General features: G+C 31.6%; 18 protein-coding genes and 1 riboswitch. Of the genes, 14 read left to right on the top strand and 4 right to left on the bottom strand.

Features of this window, described 5'->3' with window-relative positions:
- Positions 1-134 precede the first annotated feature (134 nt).
- The 11 genes from IX290_RS04195 (at position 135) to IX290_RS04145 (ending at position 13,576) form a co-directional block, all read left to right on the top strand.
- Positions 135-752 (top strand): PHP domain-containing protein, encoded by a 618-nt coding sequence (locus tag IX290_RS04195; protein WP_211491966.1) that lies wholly within the window; start codon positions 135-137, stop codon positions 750-752.
- 11 nt (positions 753-763) lie between these two features.
- Positions 764-1,780, top strand: coding sequence for an ABC transporter substrate-binding protein (locus IX290_RS04190; protein ID WP_249168960.1), 1,017 nt, complete (start codon positions 764-766; stop codon positions 1,778-1,780).
- Complete coding sequence (locus IX290_RS04185) at positions 1,743-3,377, top strand: iron ABC transporter permease (protein WP_211491965.1); 1,635 nt, start codon at positions 1,743-1,745, stop codon at positions 3,375-3,377. The genes IX290_RS04190 and IX290_RS04185 overlap by 38 nt, the downstream gene beginning before the upstream one ends.
- A 21-nt stretch (positions 3,378-3,398) precedes the next feature.
- A complete protein-coding gene (locus tag IX290_RS04180) occupies positions 3,399-4,325 on the top strand; it encodes an ABC transporter ATP-binding protein (protein WP_211491964.1) in 927 nt (308 codons plus the stop codon).
- 365 nt (positions 4,326-4,690) lie between these two features.
- Positions 4,691-5,056: an adhesion protein FadA gene (locus tag IX290_RS04175; protein ID WP_211491963.1), complete on the top strand. Its 366-nt coding sequence runs from the start codon at positions 4,691-4,693 to the stop codon at positions 5,054-5,056.
- A 12-nt stretch (positions 5,057-5,068) separates the two neighbouring features.
- Positions 5,069-5,536, top strand: a complete 468-nt coding sequence (locus IX290_RS04170) for a hypothetical protein (protein WP_211491962.1) — start codon at positions 5,069-5,071, stop codon at positions 5,534-5,536.
- On the top strand, positions 5,536-5,901 hold the full coding sequence (locus IX290_RS04165; RefSeq protein WP_211491961.1) for an FAD-I family protein: 366 nt from the start codon (positions 5,536-5,538) through the stop codon (positions 5,899-5,901). Before IX290_RS04170 ends, IX290_RS04165 begins: the two co-directional genes overlap by 1 nt.
- A gap of 21 nt (positions 5,902-5,922) precedes the next feature.
- Positions 5,923-6,165, top strand: coding sequence for a hypothetical protein (locus IX290_RS04160; protein ID WP_211491960.1), 243 nt, complete (start codon positions 5,923-5,925; stop codon positions 6,163-6,165).
- Positions 6,141-6,656: an OmpA family protein gene (locus tag IX290_RS04155; protein ID WP_211491959.1), complete on the top strand. Its 516-nt coding sequence runs from the start codon at positions 6,141-6,143 to the stop codon at positions 6,654-6,656. The genes IX290_RS04160 and IX290_RS04155 overlap by 25 nt, the downstream gene beginning before the upstream one ends.
- 12 nt (positions 6,657-6,668) lie before the next feature.
- On the top strand, positions 6,669-7,337 hold the full coding sequence (locus tag IX290_RS04150) for an autotransporter-associated N-terminal domain-containing protein (protein WP_211491958.1): 669 nt from the start codon (positions 6,669-6,671) through the stop codon (positions 7,335-7,337).
- Positions 7,338-7,435: 98 nt separating this feature from the next.
- The gene (locus IX290_RS04145; RefSeq protein WP_211491957.1) at positions 7,436-13,576 is read left to right on the top strand and encodes an autotransporter domain-containing protein; all 6,141 of its coding nucleotides are present in this window, start codon (positions 7,436-7,438) and stop codon (positions 13,574-13,576) included.
- A 74-nt stretch (positions 13,577-13,650) separates the two neighbouring features.
- Here the strand turns inward: IX290_RS04145 and IX290_RS04140 are convergent, their stop codons facing one another.
- Positions 13,651-14,310 carry a toxin-antitoxin system YwqK family antitoxin gene (locus IX290_RS04140; RefSeq protein WP_211491956.1) on the bottom strand — a complete coding sequence of 220 codons (660 nt, stop codon included), beginning with the start codon at positions 14,308-14,310 and terminating at the stop codon, positions 13,651-13,653.
- A 154-nt stretch (positions 14,311-14,464) separates the two neighbouring features.
- Here IX290_RS04140 and IX290_RS04135 point away from each other — a divergent pair, with 154 nt between their 5' ends.
- The gene (locus tag IX290_RS04135) at positions 14,465-15,190 is read left to right on the top strand and encodes a beta-ketoacyl-ACP reductase (RefSeq protein WP_211491955.1); all 726 of its coding nucleotides are present in this window, start codon (positions 14,465-14,467) and stop codon (positions 15,188-15,190) included.
- Positions 15,191-15,230: 40 nt separating this feature from the next.
- Positions 15,231-15,587, top strand: coding sequence for a hypothetical protein (locus IX290_RS04130; RefSeq protein WP_211491954.1), 357 nt, complete (start codon positions 15,231-15,233; stop codon positions 15,585-15,587).
- Positions 15,588-15,640: 53 nt separating this feature from the next.
- Here IX290_RS04130 and IX290_RS04125 read toward each other — a convergent pair whose 3' ends face one another.
- Positions 15,641-16,816 carry a cation:proton antiporter gene (locus tag IX290_RS04125; protein ID WP_211491953.1) on the bottom strand — a complete coding sequence of 392 codons (1,176 nt, stop codon included), beginning with the start codon at positions 16,814-16,816 and terminating at the stop codon, positions 15,641-15,643.
- A gap of 50 nt (positions 16,817-16,866) precedes the next feature.
- Positions 16,867-16,938: riboswitch (Fluoride riboswitch) on the bottom strand.
- A gap of 41 nt (positions 16,939-16,979) precedes the next feature.
- A complete protein-coding gene (locus IX290_RS04120) occupies positions 16,980-17,372 on the bottom strand; it encodes a hypothetical protein (protein ID WP_211491952.1) in 393 nt (130 codons plus the stop codon).
- Between the two features lie 217 nt (positions 17,373-17,589).
- Here IX290_RS04120 and hflX point away from each other — a divergent pair, with 217 nt between their 5' ends.
- Entirely contained in the window at positions 17,590-19,383 is a 1,794-nt protein-coding gene (gene hflX, locus IX290_RS04115; protein WP_211491951.1) for a GTPase HflX, read from the top strand.
- A gap of 215 nt (positions 19,384-19,598) precedes the next feature.
- Here the strand turns inward: hflX and IX290_RS04110 are convergent, their stop codons facing one another.
- Positions 19,599-21,722 (bottom strand): heavy metal translocating P-type ATPase, encoded by a 2,124-nt coding sequence (locus tag IX290_RS04110; protein ID WP_211491950.1) that lies wholly within the window; start codon positions 21,720-21,722, stop codon positions 19,599-19,601.
- Positions 21,723-21,840 lie beyond the last annotated feature (118 nt).

Here is a 21,840-nt window from a genome sequence, read left to right as displayed (position 1 = left end):
GAAATAATTTCTGGCACTATTTTTTTGCAGTTAATCATGATTTTTTTAGTGGAAATTTGATAAAAAAATTATGAATTATTGTGAAAATTTGATATAATAAGGGAGGTTCGAAGAATTAGGAAAAGGAGAGAATAATGAAAGTAGATTTGCATATACATGACAACAAATATTCTCCTGACAGTCACATGTCAATAGAAGAGATTGTAAAAGAAGCAAAGAGAAAAGGGTTAGATGGAATAGCTCTTACTAACCATGAAAATGTTGATGTAAAAGATGAGATAGAGGAACTTGTAAAAAAATATGATTTTCCAATATTTCCTGGGGTGGAATATTTAACAACTGATGGTGATATTGTAGCTTTTGGTATAGACAGATTACCTGAAAAACAGATGAATGCACAGGAATTTATAGATTATGTTCATAGCTTTGGTGGAACTTGTACTGCAGCACATCCATATAGGACTAACAACAGAGGTTTAGAAGACAAGTTATACAAAGTAAAAGGTCTAACTGCAGTAGAAGGGTATAATGGAAGTACCACAGATTATCATAATGGTCTTGCTGTAAAAGCAGCAAATGAAACAGGAGTACAGGTTTTAGGTTCCAGTGATGCCCATATAATTGAAAAGGTTGGTATCTATGCAACATTATTACCTTACAGAGTAAACAATGTAAAAGAGCTAATTGAGGCTCTTAAAACAAATAAATGTAAACCACTTGCATACAGAAATAATATGTATGTAAAATTATAAAAAAGGAGGGAATGGATAGTAAAAACTATCTGAAAATTATGAAGAAAACACTTAGTTTATTCTTAGCATTATTAGGTTTATTAAGTTTTAACCTATTTGGAGAAAATTTAAAAGTAGTAGCAGCTTATGGAGGAAAGGAAAAGATATTCCAGCAGTTTACAAAAGATACTGGAATTAAAGTGGATTTTATTGATATGTCATCTGGAGAGGTATTATCAAAGATACAGGCAGAAAATGGTAAACCATCAGCAGATGTATGGTTTGGTGGCGGACTTGACAGCTTTATAACAGCAAAAAATAAAGGGTTACTTGAAAAATATATTTCACCTGAAATGAAAGAAGTTCCTTTAAAATATAGAGATAAAGATGGATACTGGTCAGGTGTATCTCTAGTGCTAGTTGGATTTATGGTAAATAATGAGATACTTGAAGATAAAGGATTACCAATGCCAAAAGTGTGGGCAGACATTGCAAAACCAGAATACAAAGATGAAGTTATAATGGCAAATCCTGCAATATCAGGTACTAACTATGCTTTTGTTGATAATTTGATTCAAAAAATGGGAAATGATAAAGCTTGGAAATATTTTGAAGAGTTAAACAAAAACATTCCATTTTTAGCTAAAAGAGGTGGAGAACCACCAATGAAAGTTGTTTCAGGAGAGTTTGCAGTAGCAGTAATTCCTATGTCTGGAGAATTTATTCTAATGGAAAAGAAATATCCAGTAACTACAATCTACCCAGAAGATATGATTCCTTGGGTTCCAGCTGGAATGGCTATATTTAAAAATGCTGAAAATATGGACTCAGCTAAGAAATTTGTTGACTGGGCACTTTCTGAAAAGGGACAAATTGCTATAAGAAATGAAGATCCTAGAGCAATGGTTAGAAATGGTGTACCAACTCCAAAAGAGATTAAAGATGTGGATATGTCTAAGTTAATTAATATTAATATTGAAGAGTTAGGAAATGAAAGAGAAAAGGTATTAAATGAATGGAATAAGAGATTTGGAAATAAAGCAAGATAATCTATTATACAAATTGATATTTCTTTCTGTAATCAGTGGGATAGTTGCGTTTTGCTTCTATCCCATTTATCAAATTATAAGGACAAGTTTTATTGATAATGGTGAGTTTACACTGAAGTTTTATCATGGGATATTTAAAGATAACTATCAGTTACTTTTTAATTCTCTTAAAACTTCATTTTTCTCAGCACTGATAACATCTATATTAGGTAGTTTTATAGCTTTTTATATGATTTTTTCAGGAAAAATTATAAAAAAATTCTATTACTATCTGCTGATGCTTTCAATGATATCACCACCATTTATTTTTGGTATTTCGTATATTATGCTATTTGGAAGAAGAGGTCTTATAACATATAAAATCTTGGGACTTCACATGAACCCTTATGGACTACATGGAATAGTGATGTTACAGATACTAGGAGAGGTATCCTTTGCAGCATTTATGCTATATGAGATTTTTAAAAATGTTGATTATTCACTTATTGCAGCATCACGTTCATTAGGTGCCACTCCGTGGGAAACTGTAAAAAGAGTTATTTTACCACTATCAGTTTCTCCATTTGTAGGAGTATTCTTTATAATCTTTACAAAGAGTCTTGCAGATTTTGGAAGTGCAATTATTATAGGTGGACGTGAAAGTACCTTAGCTACTGAGGCATACCTTACTGTAATTGGAGAGGGAAATATGCAAAAAGCTGCTGCAATGACTTTACTGTTAATTATTCCGGCACTTATTGCTTTTCTTTTATATAGAAAAATATTATTGAAAAACTCAACCTTTTTCAGTGAGAATAAAAAGAATGGCTTAGGTGATAATTCTTTTGAGATTCCATTTTTATTAAAACTTGTATTAGGAATGGCAGCATGGTTATTTGTTGTAATAGTATTATTGCAGTATGGAACAATACTTTTTTCTGGATTTTATAACTCTACATCACATGGAATTGAGTTCACACTTGAATATCTGGAAAAGTTTAAAATGAGTGGAATAAAGGTATTTGTAAGAACAATAATATATGCCTTTATTGCTGGATTTTTCTCAGCTATTATTGGCATATTGATAGCTTATTACAACAGAGATATGAAGGGTAAGTTTATTAAGGTTGTGGAGTTTTTTGCAACACTTCCATATATAATTCCAGGAACGTTTTTTGGACTTGGATATATTCTTGCATTTCACAGTGGATGGCTGGTTCTTACAGGTACAGCAGCCATAGTTATATTAAACTGCCTATTTAGACAGGTGAGTATTGGAATTAAAACTGGAGATGCAATTCTTGAAAAGATAAATCCAAATATTGAAAAGGCAGCAAGAGATTTAGGAGCAGGAAAGATGAATATATTTATTGATATTATTCTTCCAGCATTGAAACCTGCATTTTTAATCTCATTTATCAACTGTTTTATAGCAACTATGACAACAATTGGAGCAGTAATTTTCCTTATTTCTCCAGGAGCCAACGTTGCAACTGTATTGTTATTTAATTACGTTGCTCAGGGAGAATATGGTGTTGCATCTATTGTAGCTATTGCAATAACGCTTATTACTTTTACATTAAATGTGATTGTGTCTAAAGCTGCAAAAAGGATATAGCTGATTATATAGGAGAGATGAATGTATTTTAGAGTTGAAAATATTAAAAAGAGATTTGAAAATGAAAAAGGGATAAGTGACATCTCATTTAATCTTGAAAAGGGTGAACTTGTATCTTTTTTAGGCCCAAGTGGATGTGGAAAGACGAGTTTACTAAATGTTATAGGTGGTTTTTTAAATTCAGATAATGGAAAGATATATCTTGAAGATGAGGAGATAACAAATATTCCACCTGAAAGAAGAAATATCTCAACTGTATTTCAGGATTATGCACTTTTTCCTCATATGAATGTAATAGAGAATATTGGTTATGGACTGAAGTATAAAAATAAGAATAAAAAAGAGCAGAAAGAGTTAGCCAGTAAGTATCTTGAGATAGTTGGACTAAAGGGATATGAGAAAAGTTCAATTCATGAGCTAAGTGGTGGACAGCAGCAGAGGGTTGCTTTAGCAAGAGCTTTGGTACTTTCTCCTAAGATATTGCTTTTAGATGAGCCATTTAGTAATCTTGATGCAAAATTAAAGATAAATATGAGAGAAGAACTCAAAGCATTGCAGAAAAAACTTGGGATAACAATGATATTTGTAACTCACGATCAGGAAGAGGCTTTGAGTATCTCTGATAAGATAGTTATTATGAGAGATGGAATAATTGAACAGATAGGAACTCCAGAGGAGATATATTATAAACCATCAAATGAGTATGTTGCTGATTTTATTGGAAAGGTAAATTTTATTAAAGATAATGGAGAAAAGAAAATAGTAAGACCTGAAGATATTAAAATGGATTTTGCAAGTGATGGTAAATGGAAAGTTATTTCAAAAGAGTTTATGGGCAGTCATACATTCTTTATAGTACGTGATGAAAAAGAAAAAGTATGTGTGAGTATCTATGGAGAAAAGAGTAAAAATTTTAAAATTGGAGATAAAGTCAGTATAGAAATATAAAAAAGCTGTGCAGAACTATGTTTATACATAGTGAGCACAGTTTTTTTGTTATTGAACTAAAATCAACAGAACTAATATGTCTAAAATATGTCTAAATATAAAAAATATATAGCCTTAAAATTTAAGAAAATAGATTATTATAGAACATTTTATATGAAAATTGTTTATTTTGGATGTTTTTATTTAGAAGTTAATGTATAAAAATTAATAATTTAAAATAAAAAAGTGTTAATACCTCTTTATAAAAAGTCTAAAAAGTGATAAAATTGTGTTATTAAAAGGAAAAGCTTGTTCGTAATTATAATTTCTAAATAGGAGACAGGTTTGAAGAAATAAATTATTAAAGGAGCGAGGGTGGTGTTATAGTGAAAAAAATATTGATTGGAGTTTTCGCAATATGTGGCTTAAGTATCTATGCAAATATAGATACAGTTGCCAGCATGGAAACTGAATATCAGGAACTGCAAAAGAAAGAAGCTGAGAAGGTAGCAGAATTTAAAGGGGAGAAAGTAAGTTTAGAAAAAGAGCTGCAGGAATTGAAATTGCAGAGTGAGGGAAAAGAAAAGACTTTGGAAAAGCTGAAAAGAGATTCAGAAATCAGATGGCATAGAGATGAGTACAAAAAACTTGCTAAAGAGTATGAACATTACTATAGAAAACTTGATAAAAAGATTTCTGATGATGAAGCTAAACTTAATGAGTTAAATAGACTATTATCTATATTGGAGTAAGGGGGGAAGTAAATGAGAAAAAGTATTATATTACTATGCCTGTTTCTTGACCTACTTGGAACATCATGCTCTAATTCTAATGTAGAGGATAAAACAAGGAAAGATGAAATGGCTGCACTTGAAAGAGTAAGAGAAAAAATACAGTATGAAGAGAAAATTAAGAGAGAAGCAAAAATTGAAGAAGAAAAACAAATTGAGAAAGAACAAAAACAAGAAAAGAAAAGTAAGCAAGTAAAAGTAGAAAATCTGAATGTCAGTTCAGAGAATGCTGTAAATGAGTATCTAAAAGAGAAGAAAAAAGTAGAAGAAGAGAGTAAAAAGAAACCTCAAACTGAAATTGAAAAATTGAGAGAAACACAGAAGCTAGCAAATGAAAAGGTTAATTTCTACGAAAGAGTAGTAAGAAGTGTAGCAAGAGAGGAAAAAGATATATTAAAGCATAAGGAGAGATTAAATAAAGATAAGTTGGAGGAAAGATAATGAAAAAAATAATTTTATTACTAAGTACTTTATTTCTAATATCAGGTATTTCTTATGCAGATGAGGCAAAGGAAAGACTCCTGAAAGAAGCTGATAGAAGAATAGAAGCAGCAAAGAAAGAGGAAGAAAGAAAAGCCTTAGAAGAGAGAAAAAAAGACGAAGAGGAAAAGAAAAAGCTGGAACGGGAAAAAAGAGAAAAATTAAAAAACATGACTGACAGTGAAAAAATGAATGTTGAGATACAAAGAATTAAAAAGAGAGTTAATGAGATTAATAAGGATATAGAAGATTACGATGCAGCAAATGAAAAAATAGATGCTATGGAAAAAGAGCTAAATGAGTTTAAAAAGAGAACAGATTACTAGGAAAGGGATTGTGAGGATATTATGAAAAAGGTGATTATGATGGTTGTAGCATTAGTAGTAGCTGGAGCTTGTACTAATCAGAAGGTAGTTGAGTATAATACAGAAAGATTAAATCATATAGAAGAATATTTAAGTAATAATAAGGGTATAAGTGATTCAAAAAACCTTGATAAACTTGTAGATGAGGGAAAAATAGAGTATTCAACAGAGTTTAAACCTCTGGAAAGTGAGGCTGAACAATGGTTAGAAAATCAACAAAAATAGTGGTGTTCTTTCTAATGCTTATACTTTCTATTTCAAGCTATGGATTTCAAAAGCTAACAACAACTGAGATGAGAAAAAACAGTATCAGAATAAATGCTCTTGAAATAGAAAATGTTGATGTAACAATACCAAAGATTGCACTTCTTTTAGATGAAGAAACTTTGAATTTTGGATTTGATAAATGGAATATTAGAGATGAGTATATCCCTTTAATTGAAGAGCTAAAAGATTTTATTATAAAAAATAACTTTGCTCTAAAAATATATGGATATACAGACTCAATAGGTACTAAACAGTACAACTTATCTTTATCATTAAAAAGAGCTGAAAGTTTTAAAGATAAACTTATAGAGGTTGGTCTTCCAGTAGAACATATTATAGAAATAAAAGGATTTGGAGATGCAGACCCTATAGCTACAAATAAAACACCAGAAGGAAGAGCAGCAAACAGAAGAGTTGAGCTGCATTTAGAAAAGATTTCAAATAAATAATGGAGGAGAAAGATGGTTAATAATTTTGAGAATCTAAAAAATAGTATACGTTCAATAGCTAAAAGATGCAAAACTATTAGTTATTCTACAGCATTGGTCGTGTCTTTTGCAATGTTAGGAACCAATGCTTTTTCACAGGAAAATATATTAACAGGTAAAGAGATACATGATAAGGCAACAAACTTGGAAGAATCTCTTAAAACTATAAAAGATAAGAATAGTAAAAAATTGAAAGGTGCCAAGTTGGAGCTTATCCAGCTTATGGAACAGGGGGATCAGGTAGTAAAATCACCTTGGAGTAGCTGGCAGTTTGGATTAAACTACGTGCAGGATAATTATAAAGGGGCTTACAAAGGTAGAGGAGATAAAAATAAAAAATATCCATATGAAGGAATATTTGCCAGAAGCAACGATAAGATAATAAGATCAATTGCAGTAGAAAGTTCACAGTACTCAAAACTTAAATTTAACACTATGTTTGGTAGTGCTTTATCATCAAATAGAAAAGGTTTAGATTTAAACTATGGAATTGCTGTAGATGAAAAAGCTATAGAACCAATTGTAGGTTTTGAAGTAAACGTTGCTGTAAAACCTAGAGTTTTCAATGATAACAAAATCACAGTTGATCTTCCAAAGATAGAGGTTACAAAGGGAAATATCCCTGATATGCAGCTTAAGTAAGAAAGAGCCTGGAACCACCAGTAATAAAAGAAATCAAGATACCACTTGAACTACCAGAACCTAATACAAAACCATTTACAGGTTTTAGTTTCTGGGATATGACTATTGATCCACCAGGTAAGGATAAAGGACCAAATGGAGAACTGGAAGGTGCAGAAGATCATACTCATGTAAAATACTATATATATGATAGCCAAGGTGGAATAAATAAAAAAGCAATTGAAACATATGATGGAATTTTAGGAACAGATCCATGGGATAAAACTAGTATAAGTAATATAGATCCTAAAACTGGTAAGAAAATAAAAGATGTTGAGGTACATAAAGTCAATGATCAGGAAGGAATGGAAGCGATACACCACGTTTGGAATGCAAGATTTGATGACCTTCATATTACTTTATATGATAAAACAGCAGCCTTTGCTTTGGAGGCATGGCAGGTTCCTAAGTTTGCCTTTAAAGATACTACAGTTGATATTAAAGGGGATGACGCTACTGTTTTCTACTTCTTCCCTGTAGACGGTATAGGTATTTATTATGAAATTTTTCCATATAGACAGGAAAATGGACGTTGGAGTTATCACGCACCATATCAAAGAGGAGCCTTTATTGGTGGACTGGACGTAGATGTTAAATATAGACATGATACAATTTTTTCAACTGTAGGTATTGTGGGAAGCTATAATATCTCTCCAGAAGGTACATTTAAAATGGAAGGATCAGAAAACCTGATTTTCTCATATTTAGGATATGCACCTAACCTACAAAAAATAATAGATGTAGGTAAGGAAAAAGGAGCATATATTGCAAGAGTGCGTGATCAGTATGGAACAGGAATGACACCGATAATCAATCTGAAATCATCTCCAGAGATTTATGGTGATGGTAACGTTGGATATTTTTTCTCAGATTTGTTACCAGATGGAACAAAGGAATATCCCAAAACAACTGTATTTATACGTGATGGATGGAAAATGGTTTCATGGTATATAAATGATGGTAAAACTGGATATAAAATTCCAGATGAATATAAATTTACATATGATAGAGCAAAATGGGATAAGTTATGGAAGCAAACTAAAATAGGTATTTATCAAGGTGAAATAAATGCAAAAGCTATTGTAGGAAATAAACTAGCTCTGGATACAGCTACTGGAGAACTTGCTGAGGAACAAACAGACATAGGTAATACTATAATAACTACCAACGAAGCTGGTGATAAGGTAGAGGTTAAAGGAAACAATAAATATGTAGAAAACGTTGCAGTATTACTTGGTCAATCTGGACAGAGAGGGGAAGTTAAAGTAAAAGCTACAGATGGAACAGAAAAAACAGTAAAAATTACACCTAGTAGAGACCTTGGTCAGGAGCTGACTCCTTGGGCTGACCTTGATGAAATCCATGGATTATATGTTAATGATATTAATATGGTATTTGGTAAATACTCATTGAAGAACCTTGGACTGGTTGCAGATAGAGGTACTGAGATAGATGTTGCAGTAACAGGTGTAAACACATCTACTCCTAAAGAGAAAGGTGGAGTAGCACTTAGAACAGAAACTATTACAGACTATGGAGAAGCTACAAAAGTCAAATCTTCATATAATGATGCAGTAAATGAGGCAGCTACTGGAACTATTTTTGCATATGCAAAAGGTAACTGGGGGGATTCAACTACAAGAACTACTCCTGGTGATGGATATACACCTATGTCTGAAGAAACTGTAAATGCATTTAGAGATCAGAAAAGTGTAATTTATTTTGGATTAGATGTAAATACAAGTGCCAGATATAAAAAAATAGGGGATATTGAATACTACCCTGTTACATATGCAGCAGAGGGTGGAATTATCAATGCTAAAAATACAAAAGCATTTGGTTATGGTTCAATAATAAGTTATGCTAAAGCTGGTGGAGAAATCAATATTGATGGAACAGTTACTGCAAAAGATGAATGGGCTGAAAATGACATAGATACAAAACCTTACTTGAAGAAAAACATCGGTGCTTATGCTACTGGTGAAAATTCTAAGATTGTAATATCTGGTAAGAGTGAAATCTATGGTTCAGGTGCTCATGCTCTTGAAAAAGGTAAAGTAGAATTAAACGGAGCAGATAATGAAATCACTGTTGGAGATAAAGTTGTTGGACTATTTGCAAAAAATGGTGGAGAGATAAAATTTGGTGGTGGTACGATTACAGTTGGTGATGGAGCATCGAGAGACTCAATACCATTCTATGCAATTCAAGATGAATCAAGCCCTATACCTAAGATTAAATTTGATAAAGATACTAACGTAGTTATGACAAACGGTTTCATTCCTATAGAAGATAGTTTGAGTTCTGTAGAAGATGCAACTAATTATGCAGCAGATTCTAAAGATTCAGCTAAATATGAGGGAATGGGTAAAGTAACTCTTAACCTATCAAAAGATGCAGAATTAACAAAGATAAGAGATGGAGAGGATATTACTTGGAATGGAATATATGACTTACCAGCTAAACTTAAAACTGATATGAAAGTTAAAGATCTGATATTAGAAGATCCAGAAAAGAATATCTCTTTGTATTACATCAATGGTAAGATAGCTATCGATACAGATGTTGATTTAAGTGATAAGCTGGATGGATTCAATAGTGTTAAGATGGAAAGAGATGTTGTTACTATTAATCCTGGTAAGAGAATTTATTCAACAACTGGAAAAGGATTAACTGTTTCATCAAATAAAGGTGCATCACAGTCAGATAACAATCAAACTGGATATATAAATGAGGGAACTGTTGATATAACTGGTGGAACAACTGATAAAACAGCTGCACTTGCTGTAAACTATGGAATAGTTAAAAATAATAAAGAGATAAAAGTTGATACTGGAACTGGAATCTTTGGTACAAATGGAAGTAAAATTGAAAACAGTGCTACAGGATCAATAGAGATATCAGGAAAAGGATATGGTATAGTTTCATCAGTTAAAGCAAATGAACAATTTGATTTTGGTTTAGATGCTAGTTCTACAGTAAAACCAATTGATATTATAAATGCTGGAAATATCAAGATCTCTGGTAATGATTCAATAGGTATATATGCAGATAATAACTCAGGTAGACCTCGGTCAGATGTAACAGTTTTAAATAGTGGAAAGATTGAGATAAAAGATACAAGTATTGGTATAGCAGTAAGAGGACGAAATGGTGGAGTAATCACTGTAAATGTAGGTGGAAATTCAGATATCACAGCAGGTATAGGAAGTATAGGTATTCAAGGTGAAAACAGTAAGGTTGTATTTAATAATGATTATACAATTGAAACCAAACAAAAGGGAGTTGGAATTTATCTAACTGGTAATTCGATTGCTGAATCAACTAACAGCAATAACATTTTCAAATACAGATATTCTGGAGCTGTAGATGCTCAAGGAACTGCAATATCATATAATATGGCTGCTGAAACTAATGGTACAAACAATGTAAATATTACTCTGGATAATGCAGGACATGGAAAACTTATAGGAATCTATGTAGATGGAGCTGGAACATTTACAAATACAGGTAATATAACAGGAACTTCAACTGCAAATGAAATTGGAATTGCAGGAGAAAATGTTTCCATTATAAATAGTGGAAATATCACTTTAGGTGATGCTACAACTATTACAAAACCTAATATAGGTATATTTGCAAATGGTTGTACAGTTTCAAACAGATCTTCTATACAAGTTGGAAATAACTCTGTTGGAATATATGGAAAAGGTAATATTACAAGTACTGGAATTATCAAAGCTGGAGAGAAAGGTATAGGAATCTACTCTCTAGATGGAAATGTTGCAGTGTCTGGCTCTGTAGAAGTTGGACAAAATGGAGCATCTGGAATCTATGCATTGGGACAAAACAAAAGAATAGAGATTAACGATATGCCAACTATGGTAATTGGTAAAGAATCATTTGGTGTTGTTAATAAAGGTAGTGGAAACAGTGTAAAAACTAATGTTACAGATGTAAAACTTGCAACTGACTCAGTATTTATATTCTCTACTGACCATACTGGAACAATAGAAAACAGTGCAAATATTTCAAACATTGGAAGCAGTGGTGGAAACTATGGTATTTACTCTGTAGGTAACTCTTCAAATAGTGGAACAATAGATCTTAGAAATGGTATTGGAAACATCGGTATGTTCACTATTAATGGAGCAAAAGCAGTAAACACTGGTAAACTTATAGTTGGGGAAACAAATGTTCACGACAGTCTGTTCTCTATAGGTATGGCTGCAGGAGTTAATGGAGAAAATGGTGGACATCCTACTACAGGAATTATAGAAAATAAAGGTCGTATTGAAGTAAAAGGAAAACACAGTGTGGGAATGTTTGCTACTCAGTCAGGAAGTACTGCTACAAATACAGGAACAATAGTTTTGGATGCAGACCATACAATAGGTATCTATGCTGAAGAGGATGCTAAAGTTATAAATAAAGGAACTATCACAACTGGAAGTGGAAACTACAAACATGTTACAGGAGTATACCTACACAAAGGAGCAGTTCTAGAAAACGAAGGAACAATAAATATAGATTCTAAAGGTGGACAAGGAGTATACCTACAAGGTGGAACTCTTAAAAACTACGGTACGATAACTGTAGGTGGAACAGCTAAGAAAACACATAACGGTACAGGAGCAACAAGTAAAACAGTGGGACCTGTAACAATAGAGGCACCTGCTGAAGCTATACAAGCTGTTATTAAACTTCAGACACCTGAAGGAATAGTAATAGAGGAACCAGAAATTGTTATAGCAAAGGGAGTAAAACCTGGAACAGTATCTGCAAACTCAATAGGAATATATGTGGATACATCAGGAATCAGATTTACTAACCCAATAGAAAACTTAGCAGAACTGACAGAAGAAGCAGATCTATTAGTTGGTACAGAGGCAGTAATGGATACAAACAGTAAGGCTATAGTAGTTGAAGATAGCAGAATACTTGAACCTTACAATCAATCAATTTTAAATAACATTGATGTATCTAAATGGAATGTTTACTCTGCAGGATTAACATGGATGGCTACAGCAACACTTGATAAAAATAACGGTACAATCAAGAAACTTTATATGAGAAAGATTCCTTATACAGAGTTTTCTGGAGATAAAAATACATACAACTTCCTGGATGGATTGGAACAAAGATATGGTATGAATAGTTTAGGTTCGAAAGAAAAGGAACTATTTAATAAAATTAATGGAATCGGAAAAAATGAGGAAATTTTATTCAATCAGGCAGTAGATGAGATGATGGGACATCAATATGCAAATGTTGAACAAAGAATTTACGATACAGGAAGAATACTTGATAAAGAGTTCAAATATCTAAAAGATGAATGGCGTACAATGTCAAAAGACTCTAATAAAGTCAAAGTATTTGGAATGAATGGAGAATACTCAACAGATACTGCTGGAATAATAGACTACAAGAGTGATGCATATGGTGTAGCATATTTAGGAGAAAATGAAACACTTAAACTTGGAGACACTTCAGGTTGGTATGCAGGACTTGTAGAAAATAGATTCAAATTTAAAGACATTGGTAAATCTAAAGAAAAACAACTTCAAGGTAAGTTTGGAGTATTTAAGTCAGTGCCATTTGATTATAACAACAGCTTGAACTGGACAATATCTGGAGAAGGATTTGTTGGATATAATAAGATGGACAGAAAATATCTAGTAGTAGATAAAATATTCGGTGCAAAATCAGATTACTGGTCTTATGGAGTAGCTCTTAGAAATGAGTTAAGTAAGAACTTCAGAATGACTGAATCTACAAATTTCAAACTATATGGAGCAGTAAAAGCCGAATATGGAAGATACTCAGATATCAAAGAAAAATCTGGAGAGGTAAAACTTGAAATTAAGGGAAATGATTACCTATCAGTAAGACCAGAAATTGGTGGAGAACTTGGATATAAACATATTTTAAATGATAAGTATTATCTAAGTACAAAACTTAATGTAGCTTATGAAGATGAACTTGGTGAATTAAATGATAGACATAATAAAGCAAGAGTAAGAGAAACAACTGCTGATTGGTATAAACTAAGAAGTGAAAAAGAAGACAGAAGAGGAAATGTCAGAACCGACTTAAGTATAGGTATAGACAATGAAAGATATGGAGTTACTGCAAATATTGGTTATGATACAAAAGGTAAAAATAGAAGAATAGGACTTGGATTAAGAGTAATCTTCTAGTATAAAAAAAGTATATATCTATAGAAACAAAAAAGGCTGTGCAAACCCTATATTATTATAGGGAGCACAGCTTTTTATTCTAGTCCTAAAATTACTCCATTATTATAAAATCCTGTAATGAGTATTTTTCCATCCTTAGTATACGCTTTCCATTCGCCATTTCGTACACCATTTTCATATGTTACATCGTAGAGAAGAGCACCCTCTTCATCAAAGTATTTCCATTCTCCTTCACGTTGACCATTTTTTAAAAAACCTGAGGAAGAAATCTTACCATTTGGTTCATACATAGCTACACTTACAACTTTTTCACCATCGAGAAAAATGTTTTGCATTTCTAAGTTTCCATCTTCATCATAAACCTGCCAAAAACCAGTTCTTTCATCAGCTTTATATTCACCTTTTGTTCTGATTTTTCCATTTTTGTGATAGTAATACTGTTGACCTTCTAACAGTCCATCTTTATAATTTTCTATCGCAGAAATCTTTCCAGTATTTTTATCATAAAAAATCCACTGTTTATCTCTTTTATCCTTTTTAAAAAAACCTTTAACTGCTATTTTACCATCTTCAAAATAACTTAGTAAAGGTCCATCTTTTTTATTCTCTTTTATAGATATACTATTTTGTAATTGCCCATTAGCATGATATGTTTTCAAATATTTCTCTGGTGCTGTTATAAGTAAAGCACTGCATAAAAAAAATAGTGAAATCAAAGTCGTCAATATCTTCATAAGTCCTCCCAATCACTTTATCTTTATATTATACGATATATTAACGATTAATTCAATAAAATGGATAAAAAATATCAACTTGCTAGAATTAAAAATCTTATGATATAATACAGGTATATAGCGTAAAAAATAAAAAATGCGAGGAGGATTTATAGTGGATAGATTAAAAGGAAAAGTAGCAGTAGTAACTGGAAGTGCAAGAGGTATTGGAAGAGCAATTGTAGAAAAATTTGCTGGAGAAGGAGCAATGATGGTTATATCTTGTGATATGGGACCAGCTGAATTTACTCAACCTAATGTAAGACATGAAATTTTAAATGTTACAGATAGAGAAGGAATAAAAGCATTTGTTAAAAAAATTACAGATGAATATGGAAAAATTGATATTCTAGTTAATAATGCAGGAATTACAAAAGATAACTTCTTAAGAAGAATGAGTGAAGATGAATGGGATGCTGTAATTAATGTTAACTTAAAAGGTGTGTTTAATATAACACAAGCTGTAGCACCTGTAATGACAAAAAATAAGATTGGATCTATAATTACACTATCTTCAGTAGTTGGTCTTTATGGAAATATCTGTCAGACTAACTATGCAGCAACAAAAGGTGGAGTAGTATCAATGTCTAAATGCTGGGCAAAAGAACTTGCAAGAAAAGGAGCTCAAATTAGAGCTAACTGTATAGCACCAGGATTTATTCAAAGTGCTATGACTGATGTATTATCAGAAAAAACAATAGAAGGAATGTTAGAAAGAACTCCATTAGGAAGATTAGGAACAGCTGACGATATTGCAAATACAGCATTATTCTTAGCAAGTGATGAATCTTCATTTATAACTGGACAAGTTATTGAAGTAACTGGTGGAATGACTTTATAATCATAGAAACGGTTTTATGGATTTCTGTAGAGGTGATAAAATGAAAAAAATATTATGTCTCTTACTTTTAGTTCTATCTGCTTCTGTGTATTGTAAGGAAGTTACAACTGATGAAATGGTAAATGAGAGAATAAAAAAATATTCTGAATATAAAAAAATGGTTGAGAAAGATAGAGAGCAGGAGAGACAACTCAATATGCCCTCAAAAGAAGAAATTCAGCTATATTTTCAAAATGAATATTTAAATCTTGAAAGAGAAAAATTAAATTTTGAAAAAGAGATATCTTACAAGAGATTGCAAGAGGAAAGAAGAAGAAACTGGTTAATTGACTCTGCTTTGATAGGTGGAGCTGGTTATGGTATATATAGAATAGGTAGACACCATCACAATTGGTAAAAATAATGCACCCCGTACTCTTAGTTGGCTAAGAGACAGGGTGCATTTTTATATTATTTTGTTAAAAGTTTCTTGTATAGCATATCTATTGCAAATGCTCCTAAAGGAGCTGTAATCATTATAGAAAGGACAGCAACTGTAAGGACTACATTCCCACAAGCTAGTCCCATAGAAAGCGGAATAGAACCAATAGCAGCTTGTACAGTAGCTTTAGGTGTATATGCTATCATAGTAAATATTCTTTCCTTAGAATTAAGCTTTGTCCCAGTTACACATAAAAGTACACCAATTACTCTGAATATAAGGACAGCAAAAATTAGTAATACTGCAGAAAAACCAGCTGCAATTGGAAATTTTAAATTAACAGTAGCACCAACTAATACAAATAGGCATATTTCAGCAGCTACCCATAATTTTGAATATTTTTGAGCAAGTCTAATAGAAACTTGATTTCTACATTTTTGAATAGTTCCACCTATTGCCATTATAGCCAGAAGTCCTGAAAAACCAAATGGTCCAGTTATTTTATTCTCAACTGTCACCAGAAGAAATGATATACTTAAAATAATAAGAACTTTTGCACTGTCACGCATATGTATCTTTGCAAATATTGAACATAAAATTTTTCCAATAATAACTCCTACAGCAAGTCCTGATATAATTGAAGTAGGAATTTTAACAAAATCCAGAGGTGTAACACTGCCTCCAGTTGCAAGACTTGTAAAAGCTGTGAATAATACTATTACAAAGACATCATCTACAGAAGCTCCAGCCATAATCATTTGTGGAATACTTTTTTTAGTACCGTAATTTTCAGACATTACCTTTAGCATTTTTGGTACTATTACTGCAGGTGATACAGCAGCAATTACAGTTCCTAATATACCAGCTTCAATAAATGATAAGTGAAGCAGTTTTGGTGCAAGAATGAGCATTCCTGTAATTTCAAATAAAGCGGGGACAAAGCACATTAATATTGCTGGCCGTCCTACTTTTTTTAAATCGTTAATATCCAAATTTAAACCAGCTCTTGTAAGAATTATAATAAGAGCTATTTTTCTTAAATCAGCAGAAATATGTAGAAGATCTGGAGATAGAAGATTTAACATATATGGACCTAAGATAATACCAGTAAGAAGCATTCCAAGTAGAGATGGAAGTTTTAATTTATTAAATATGCTTCCTAAAATCATTCCTAAAATAAAAATTAATGCAAGACTGAATAACATGATTTTCTCCTTCTTTCATAATAGAATAAATAAAAAAGCTGATAACTCTGCTTTTAACAGAAGTCATCAGCTAATCAGCGGTTTTGGTTTTACCAAGGGAGAACTTCATTCCCTTTGATAGAATATAGCACATTGAAATATTAAATTCAAGATTTTTTTATATTTATTCTGGTTTATAAACTCCACTGTTTACAGCATTTTGCATAGCTGCTCTAATTTTACTTGCTCTTACAGAAGCACCAGCCCTAGGTATATCACCAGGAGTATAAAGTGTCTCAAGAGCAGGTTTAAACTTTTGTCCTTCAGTAGATTTAAGAGCTGCTTCAAATCTATCTTTTTGATCTTTTAAAGAATCAGTTTTTAAATAATCCTGTCCTTTGTAAAAAAGAGTTCTATATTTTGGTGCTGAGATAATATCATTTTTTAAATTAAATTGTACTTCAACCTGTGTTTCTTGTCCACTTACAAAAACTCCTCTGTAAAGTCCATCTCTGTACTCTCCAGCAAGAGCAGTAAGACCACTTACAATAAATAAACTTAATAATATTTTTTTCATATAACCTCCCAATGATATTTTGATAATTGATTTTACAACTATTTTATTTTGTTGTCAATAATTTTGAATAGCAAATTAAAATATTTTGTTTGCACATTTATTATGGAAAAGTTTAAGATATTTTTATAAAAATATTGTTAAAATCATGGAAAAAATGGTATGATACCTTGTATATACTATTGTTTATCAAATAATAGATTGATATGGAGTTGAGAAGATGATAAAAGGAAATATAGACGGAATTAAAGAATATATATTAAACGAACTGGATTCTTTACATGAGGTTCAGGTAACAAAAAGCAAATTGATAGAGGAAGAGATGCTTTATACTATTGCTGACATCAGTAATAAGATAAATAGAGAGATAAATATTGCAATAGATAGAAAAGGGAATGTAATAGAGATATCAATTGGAGATAGCGGAAGTGTTCAACTGCCAATAATGGATGTAAGAGAAAAAAGACTTGCAGGGATAAGGGTTATTCATACACATCCAAGTGGAAGTGCAAGACTATCTAATATTGATATATCAGCTCTTATTAAATTAAAACTTGACTGTATTGCAGCAATTGGTATTAATGAGGATAAAATCACAGGAATAACAATGGGATTTTGTAATGTTGAAGATAATCAGCTTACATATGAGACAACACACCCGTTAAAGTTGGAAGAGGCTCTAAATTATCCTATGATGGATAAGATACTTTATGCTGAAGAACTTATAAAAAATAGAGATGTTGTTGAAGATGATAAAGAGTATGCTATTCTTGTTGGACTTGGAAATAAAGAGAGCTTAGATGAACTTGCAGAATTAGCAAGAGCATGTAATGTTGAGGTAGTCGGACAGTTTATGCAAAATAAGATTAAAACTGATCCATGTTTCTTTATAGGTTCTGGTAAAGCTCAGGAATTATCAATGTTTAGACAGTTAAAAAGAGCAAATCTAATTATATTTGATGACGAATTAAATGGTATTCAGGTAAGAAATCTTGAAGAGATAACAAGCTGTAAAGTAATAGATAGAACAATACTTATACTTGAAATTTTTGCCAGAAGAGCTAAGACAAGAGAAGCTAAAATACAGGTAGAACTTGCACAACTTAAATATAGAAGTGGTAGACTTTTAGGTCTTGGTACTACAATGTCAAGAACAGGTGGAGGAGTTGGAACTAAAGGACCTGGAGAAAAGAAACTTGAGATAGATAAAAGAAGAATCAGGGATAATATACATGCATTAAAACAGGAACTTGAAAAAATAAGAAAAAATAGAAATGTTCAAAGAGAAAAAAGAGAGGAATCTGGTATTCCTAAAGTGTCATTAGTAGGTTATACAAACGTAGGTAAGTCAACATTAAGAAACTTACTATCAGACATTTATCCAGCTGATAATACTTCTAAAAAAGAAGCTGTTTTTGCTGAAAATATGTTGTTTGCCACTTTGGATACTACAACAAGAGCAATTTATCTTCCTGATAAAAGAATTGCTTCTATAACAGATACAGTTGGATTTGTAAGAAAACTGCCTCATGACCTTGTTGAAGCCTTCAAATCGACATTGGAAGAGGTAAGTTTTGCTGATTTAATCGTCCATGTTGTAGACGCATCAAGTGATACAGTGATAGAGCAGATAGATGCTGTAGAAAAGGTATTAGATGAGTTAAATGCCAAAGATAAACCTATGATTTTAGCATTAAATAAATGTGATATGGCTTCTGAAGAGCAACTTGCAATTTTAAGAGAAAAATTTAATCTTTATACAGTAGTTGAAATAAGTGCTAAAAATAATATTAATATAGAAAAGCTTCTTGATGTAATAGTTGAAAAATTACCTCAGAAAACAAGAGTTTGTGAGTATTTAATCCCATATTCTGATACTTCTATGAGTGCATATCTACATAGAAATGCAATTGTTGAATCTGAAGAATTTGAACCAGAGGGAATTAAAATATCTGCAATAGTAAATAACGAAGCATATAATAGATGCAAACAATATTTAATTGAAGAAAAATAGTATATAAAAGAGGTTGGTGTAAATCTAAAATTATAAAAATAAAATTCTCTAAGCTATCAATAGTTCCTATTTATATTGCTTACAGAAAGAAAATTTGAAACTCACTTCGTTCAAACAGTCAAATTTTCAGTATTCTGTTTCGCTGCATAAATAACGTAATTATTTCTAATGCCGAGAATTTTAATTTTTATTAATCTACACCAGCCTCTTTGTTTTTATTTTTTAAAGTATCTATTTACACCCCATGAAGAGTTGATAACAGCAAGAAGAGAAACACCTACATCTGCGAATATTGCCATCCACATATTTGCAATTCCAAAGACACCAAGTATCATAACTATTATCTTTACACCAAGTGCAAATACAATATTTTCCATTACTACTTTTTTATTAATATGAGCAATTTTTAATAAATCAGATATTTTTGATGGTTCATCTTTCATTATTACAACGTCAGCTGATTCAACAGCTATATCACTACCACTGCCTCCCATAGCTATACCAATATCTGCAAGTGATAATACAGGAGCATCATTTACCCCATCCCCAACAAATACCACGTTATTTTTATGTGAAGCTTTAATCTCTTCAAGCTTAGCAACTTTATCCTGTGGTAGAAGATTTGTAAATATATTTGATAACTGTATCTTTAGTTTTTCTCCTACACTCTTTCCAATAGATGCATTATCACCAGTTAGCATAAAACTTTCGATACCATACTTTTTAAGTGAAGAGATAGTTTCTGCAGAATCCTCTTTTATTTCATCAGATATATAGATATATCCTAAAAACTCATTGTCTCTTGCTACATATATAATTGTTCCAGGATATTCTTTCTCTTCAGCTTTTATATTGTATTTTTTCATCAGTTCATAATTTCCAACCATAATTATCTGGTTATTGTAATAAGATGTTACTCCGAAACCACTTAGTTCATTGTATCCGTTAATAAGAGTTTCATCAATACCTCTATCTTTCTGTTGAAGAATTGCTTTTCCAATAGGGTGTGATGAATAAAATTCACCTATCTGAGCAGTTTTAAGTAAATCTTTTTCATCTGTACCTACTGCTTCAATTCTATCTATAGCAAATTTTCCTTTTGTAAGTGTACCTGTTTTATCAAATACAACTGCATCGACATAATTTAGAGCTTCTAGATAGTTTCCCCCTTTTATAAGTATACCCTGTTTTGATGCCTGGCCAATACTGCTAAAGAAAGTAAGTGGTACTGATAATACAAGGGCACAAGGACATGAGATAACTAAAAATATCAGAGCTCTACCAAACCACATATTGAAGTTTCCAAATATTAGTGGAATTCCAAGTCCTACAGTAAGTGCGAGAATTACCACTATTGGAGTGTAATATCTTGCAAACTTTGTTATAAATTTTTCAGCTTTTGCCTTTTTATTTCCTGCATTTTCAACCATTTCAATAATCTTACTTACAGTTGAATTTTGAAATAGAGTAGTAACTCTTATTTCTAAAGTACCATTTCCATTTAAACTACCACTAAGCACATTATCTCCAATAGTAACATCTACTGGAAGTGACTCACCAGTAAGAGCAGATGTGTTTAGAGAACTTGTCCCTTTGGTAATTATCCCGTCAACAGGAATTTTTTCTCCAGATTTAACAATTATCAAATCATTAATTTTCAGAGTTTTAGGAGATACCTGAATTAATTCTCCTGCTCCATTTAATATATTTGCATATTCTGGTCTTATATCTAAAAGCTTTTTTATTGATTTTCTCGAATTTGATACAGCCTTACTTTGGAAAAACTCACCTATTTTGTAAAATAGCATAACTCCAACAGCTTCGTTAGTTTCTCCAAGATAAAATGCTCCTAAAGTGGCAATTGTCATAAGGAAGTTTTCATCCATAAAATTTCCTTTGTTTAAGTTTTTAAGTGAATGTACAATAACATCTATACCAAGTATTAAGTAAGCAAAAATAGCCAGTGACAGTTTAGTAGTTTCACTATAATAACCAGCTACTATTGATGCTATAAATGCAACTACTCCAAAGATAATAAGAAATAGTTCTTTTTTTCCTGCCTTTTCTTCATCTTCAATTTTATCGTTATTTTCTTCCTCAAAAAGGTTATCAGAAAGAGGAAGTATTTTAGTTCCTGGTTCTATTGCATCAGCAAATATATTTATCTCTTTTAAAAAATTATGCTCATCATAGTCACCATCTGCTTCCACAACAAATCTTTTTTTATACAGATTTATAGTTGCTTCTTTAACTCCTTTCATATTTGATGCTTTATCCTGGATTTTACCTGCACAACCAGCACAGTCAAGATTTAAAACTTCGTATTCAAACTTAGTCATATTGGCCTCCGTATTTATTATCAAAAATTAAACATAGTATATACCCCTATACCCTATAAATTAAATTTAACATATTTGACTTTGGATGTCAAGAATTTTATTGATTAAGAGATGGACA

It is taken from the genome of Fusobacterium sp. DD2 (assembly GCF_018205345.1).
GTDB lineage: Bacteria > Fusobacteriota > Fusobacteriia > Fusobacteriales > Fusobacteriaceae > Fusobacterium_A.
Note: the sequence above shows the minus strand (reverse complement) of the source record. Positions and strands in the feature narration are given on the sequence as shown.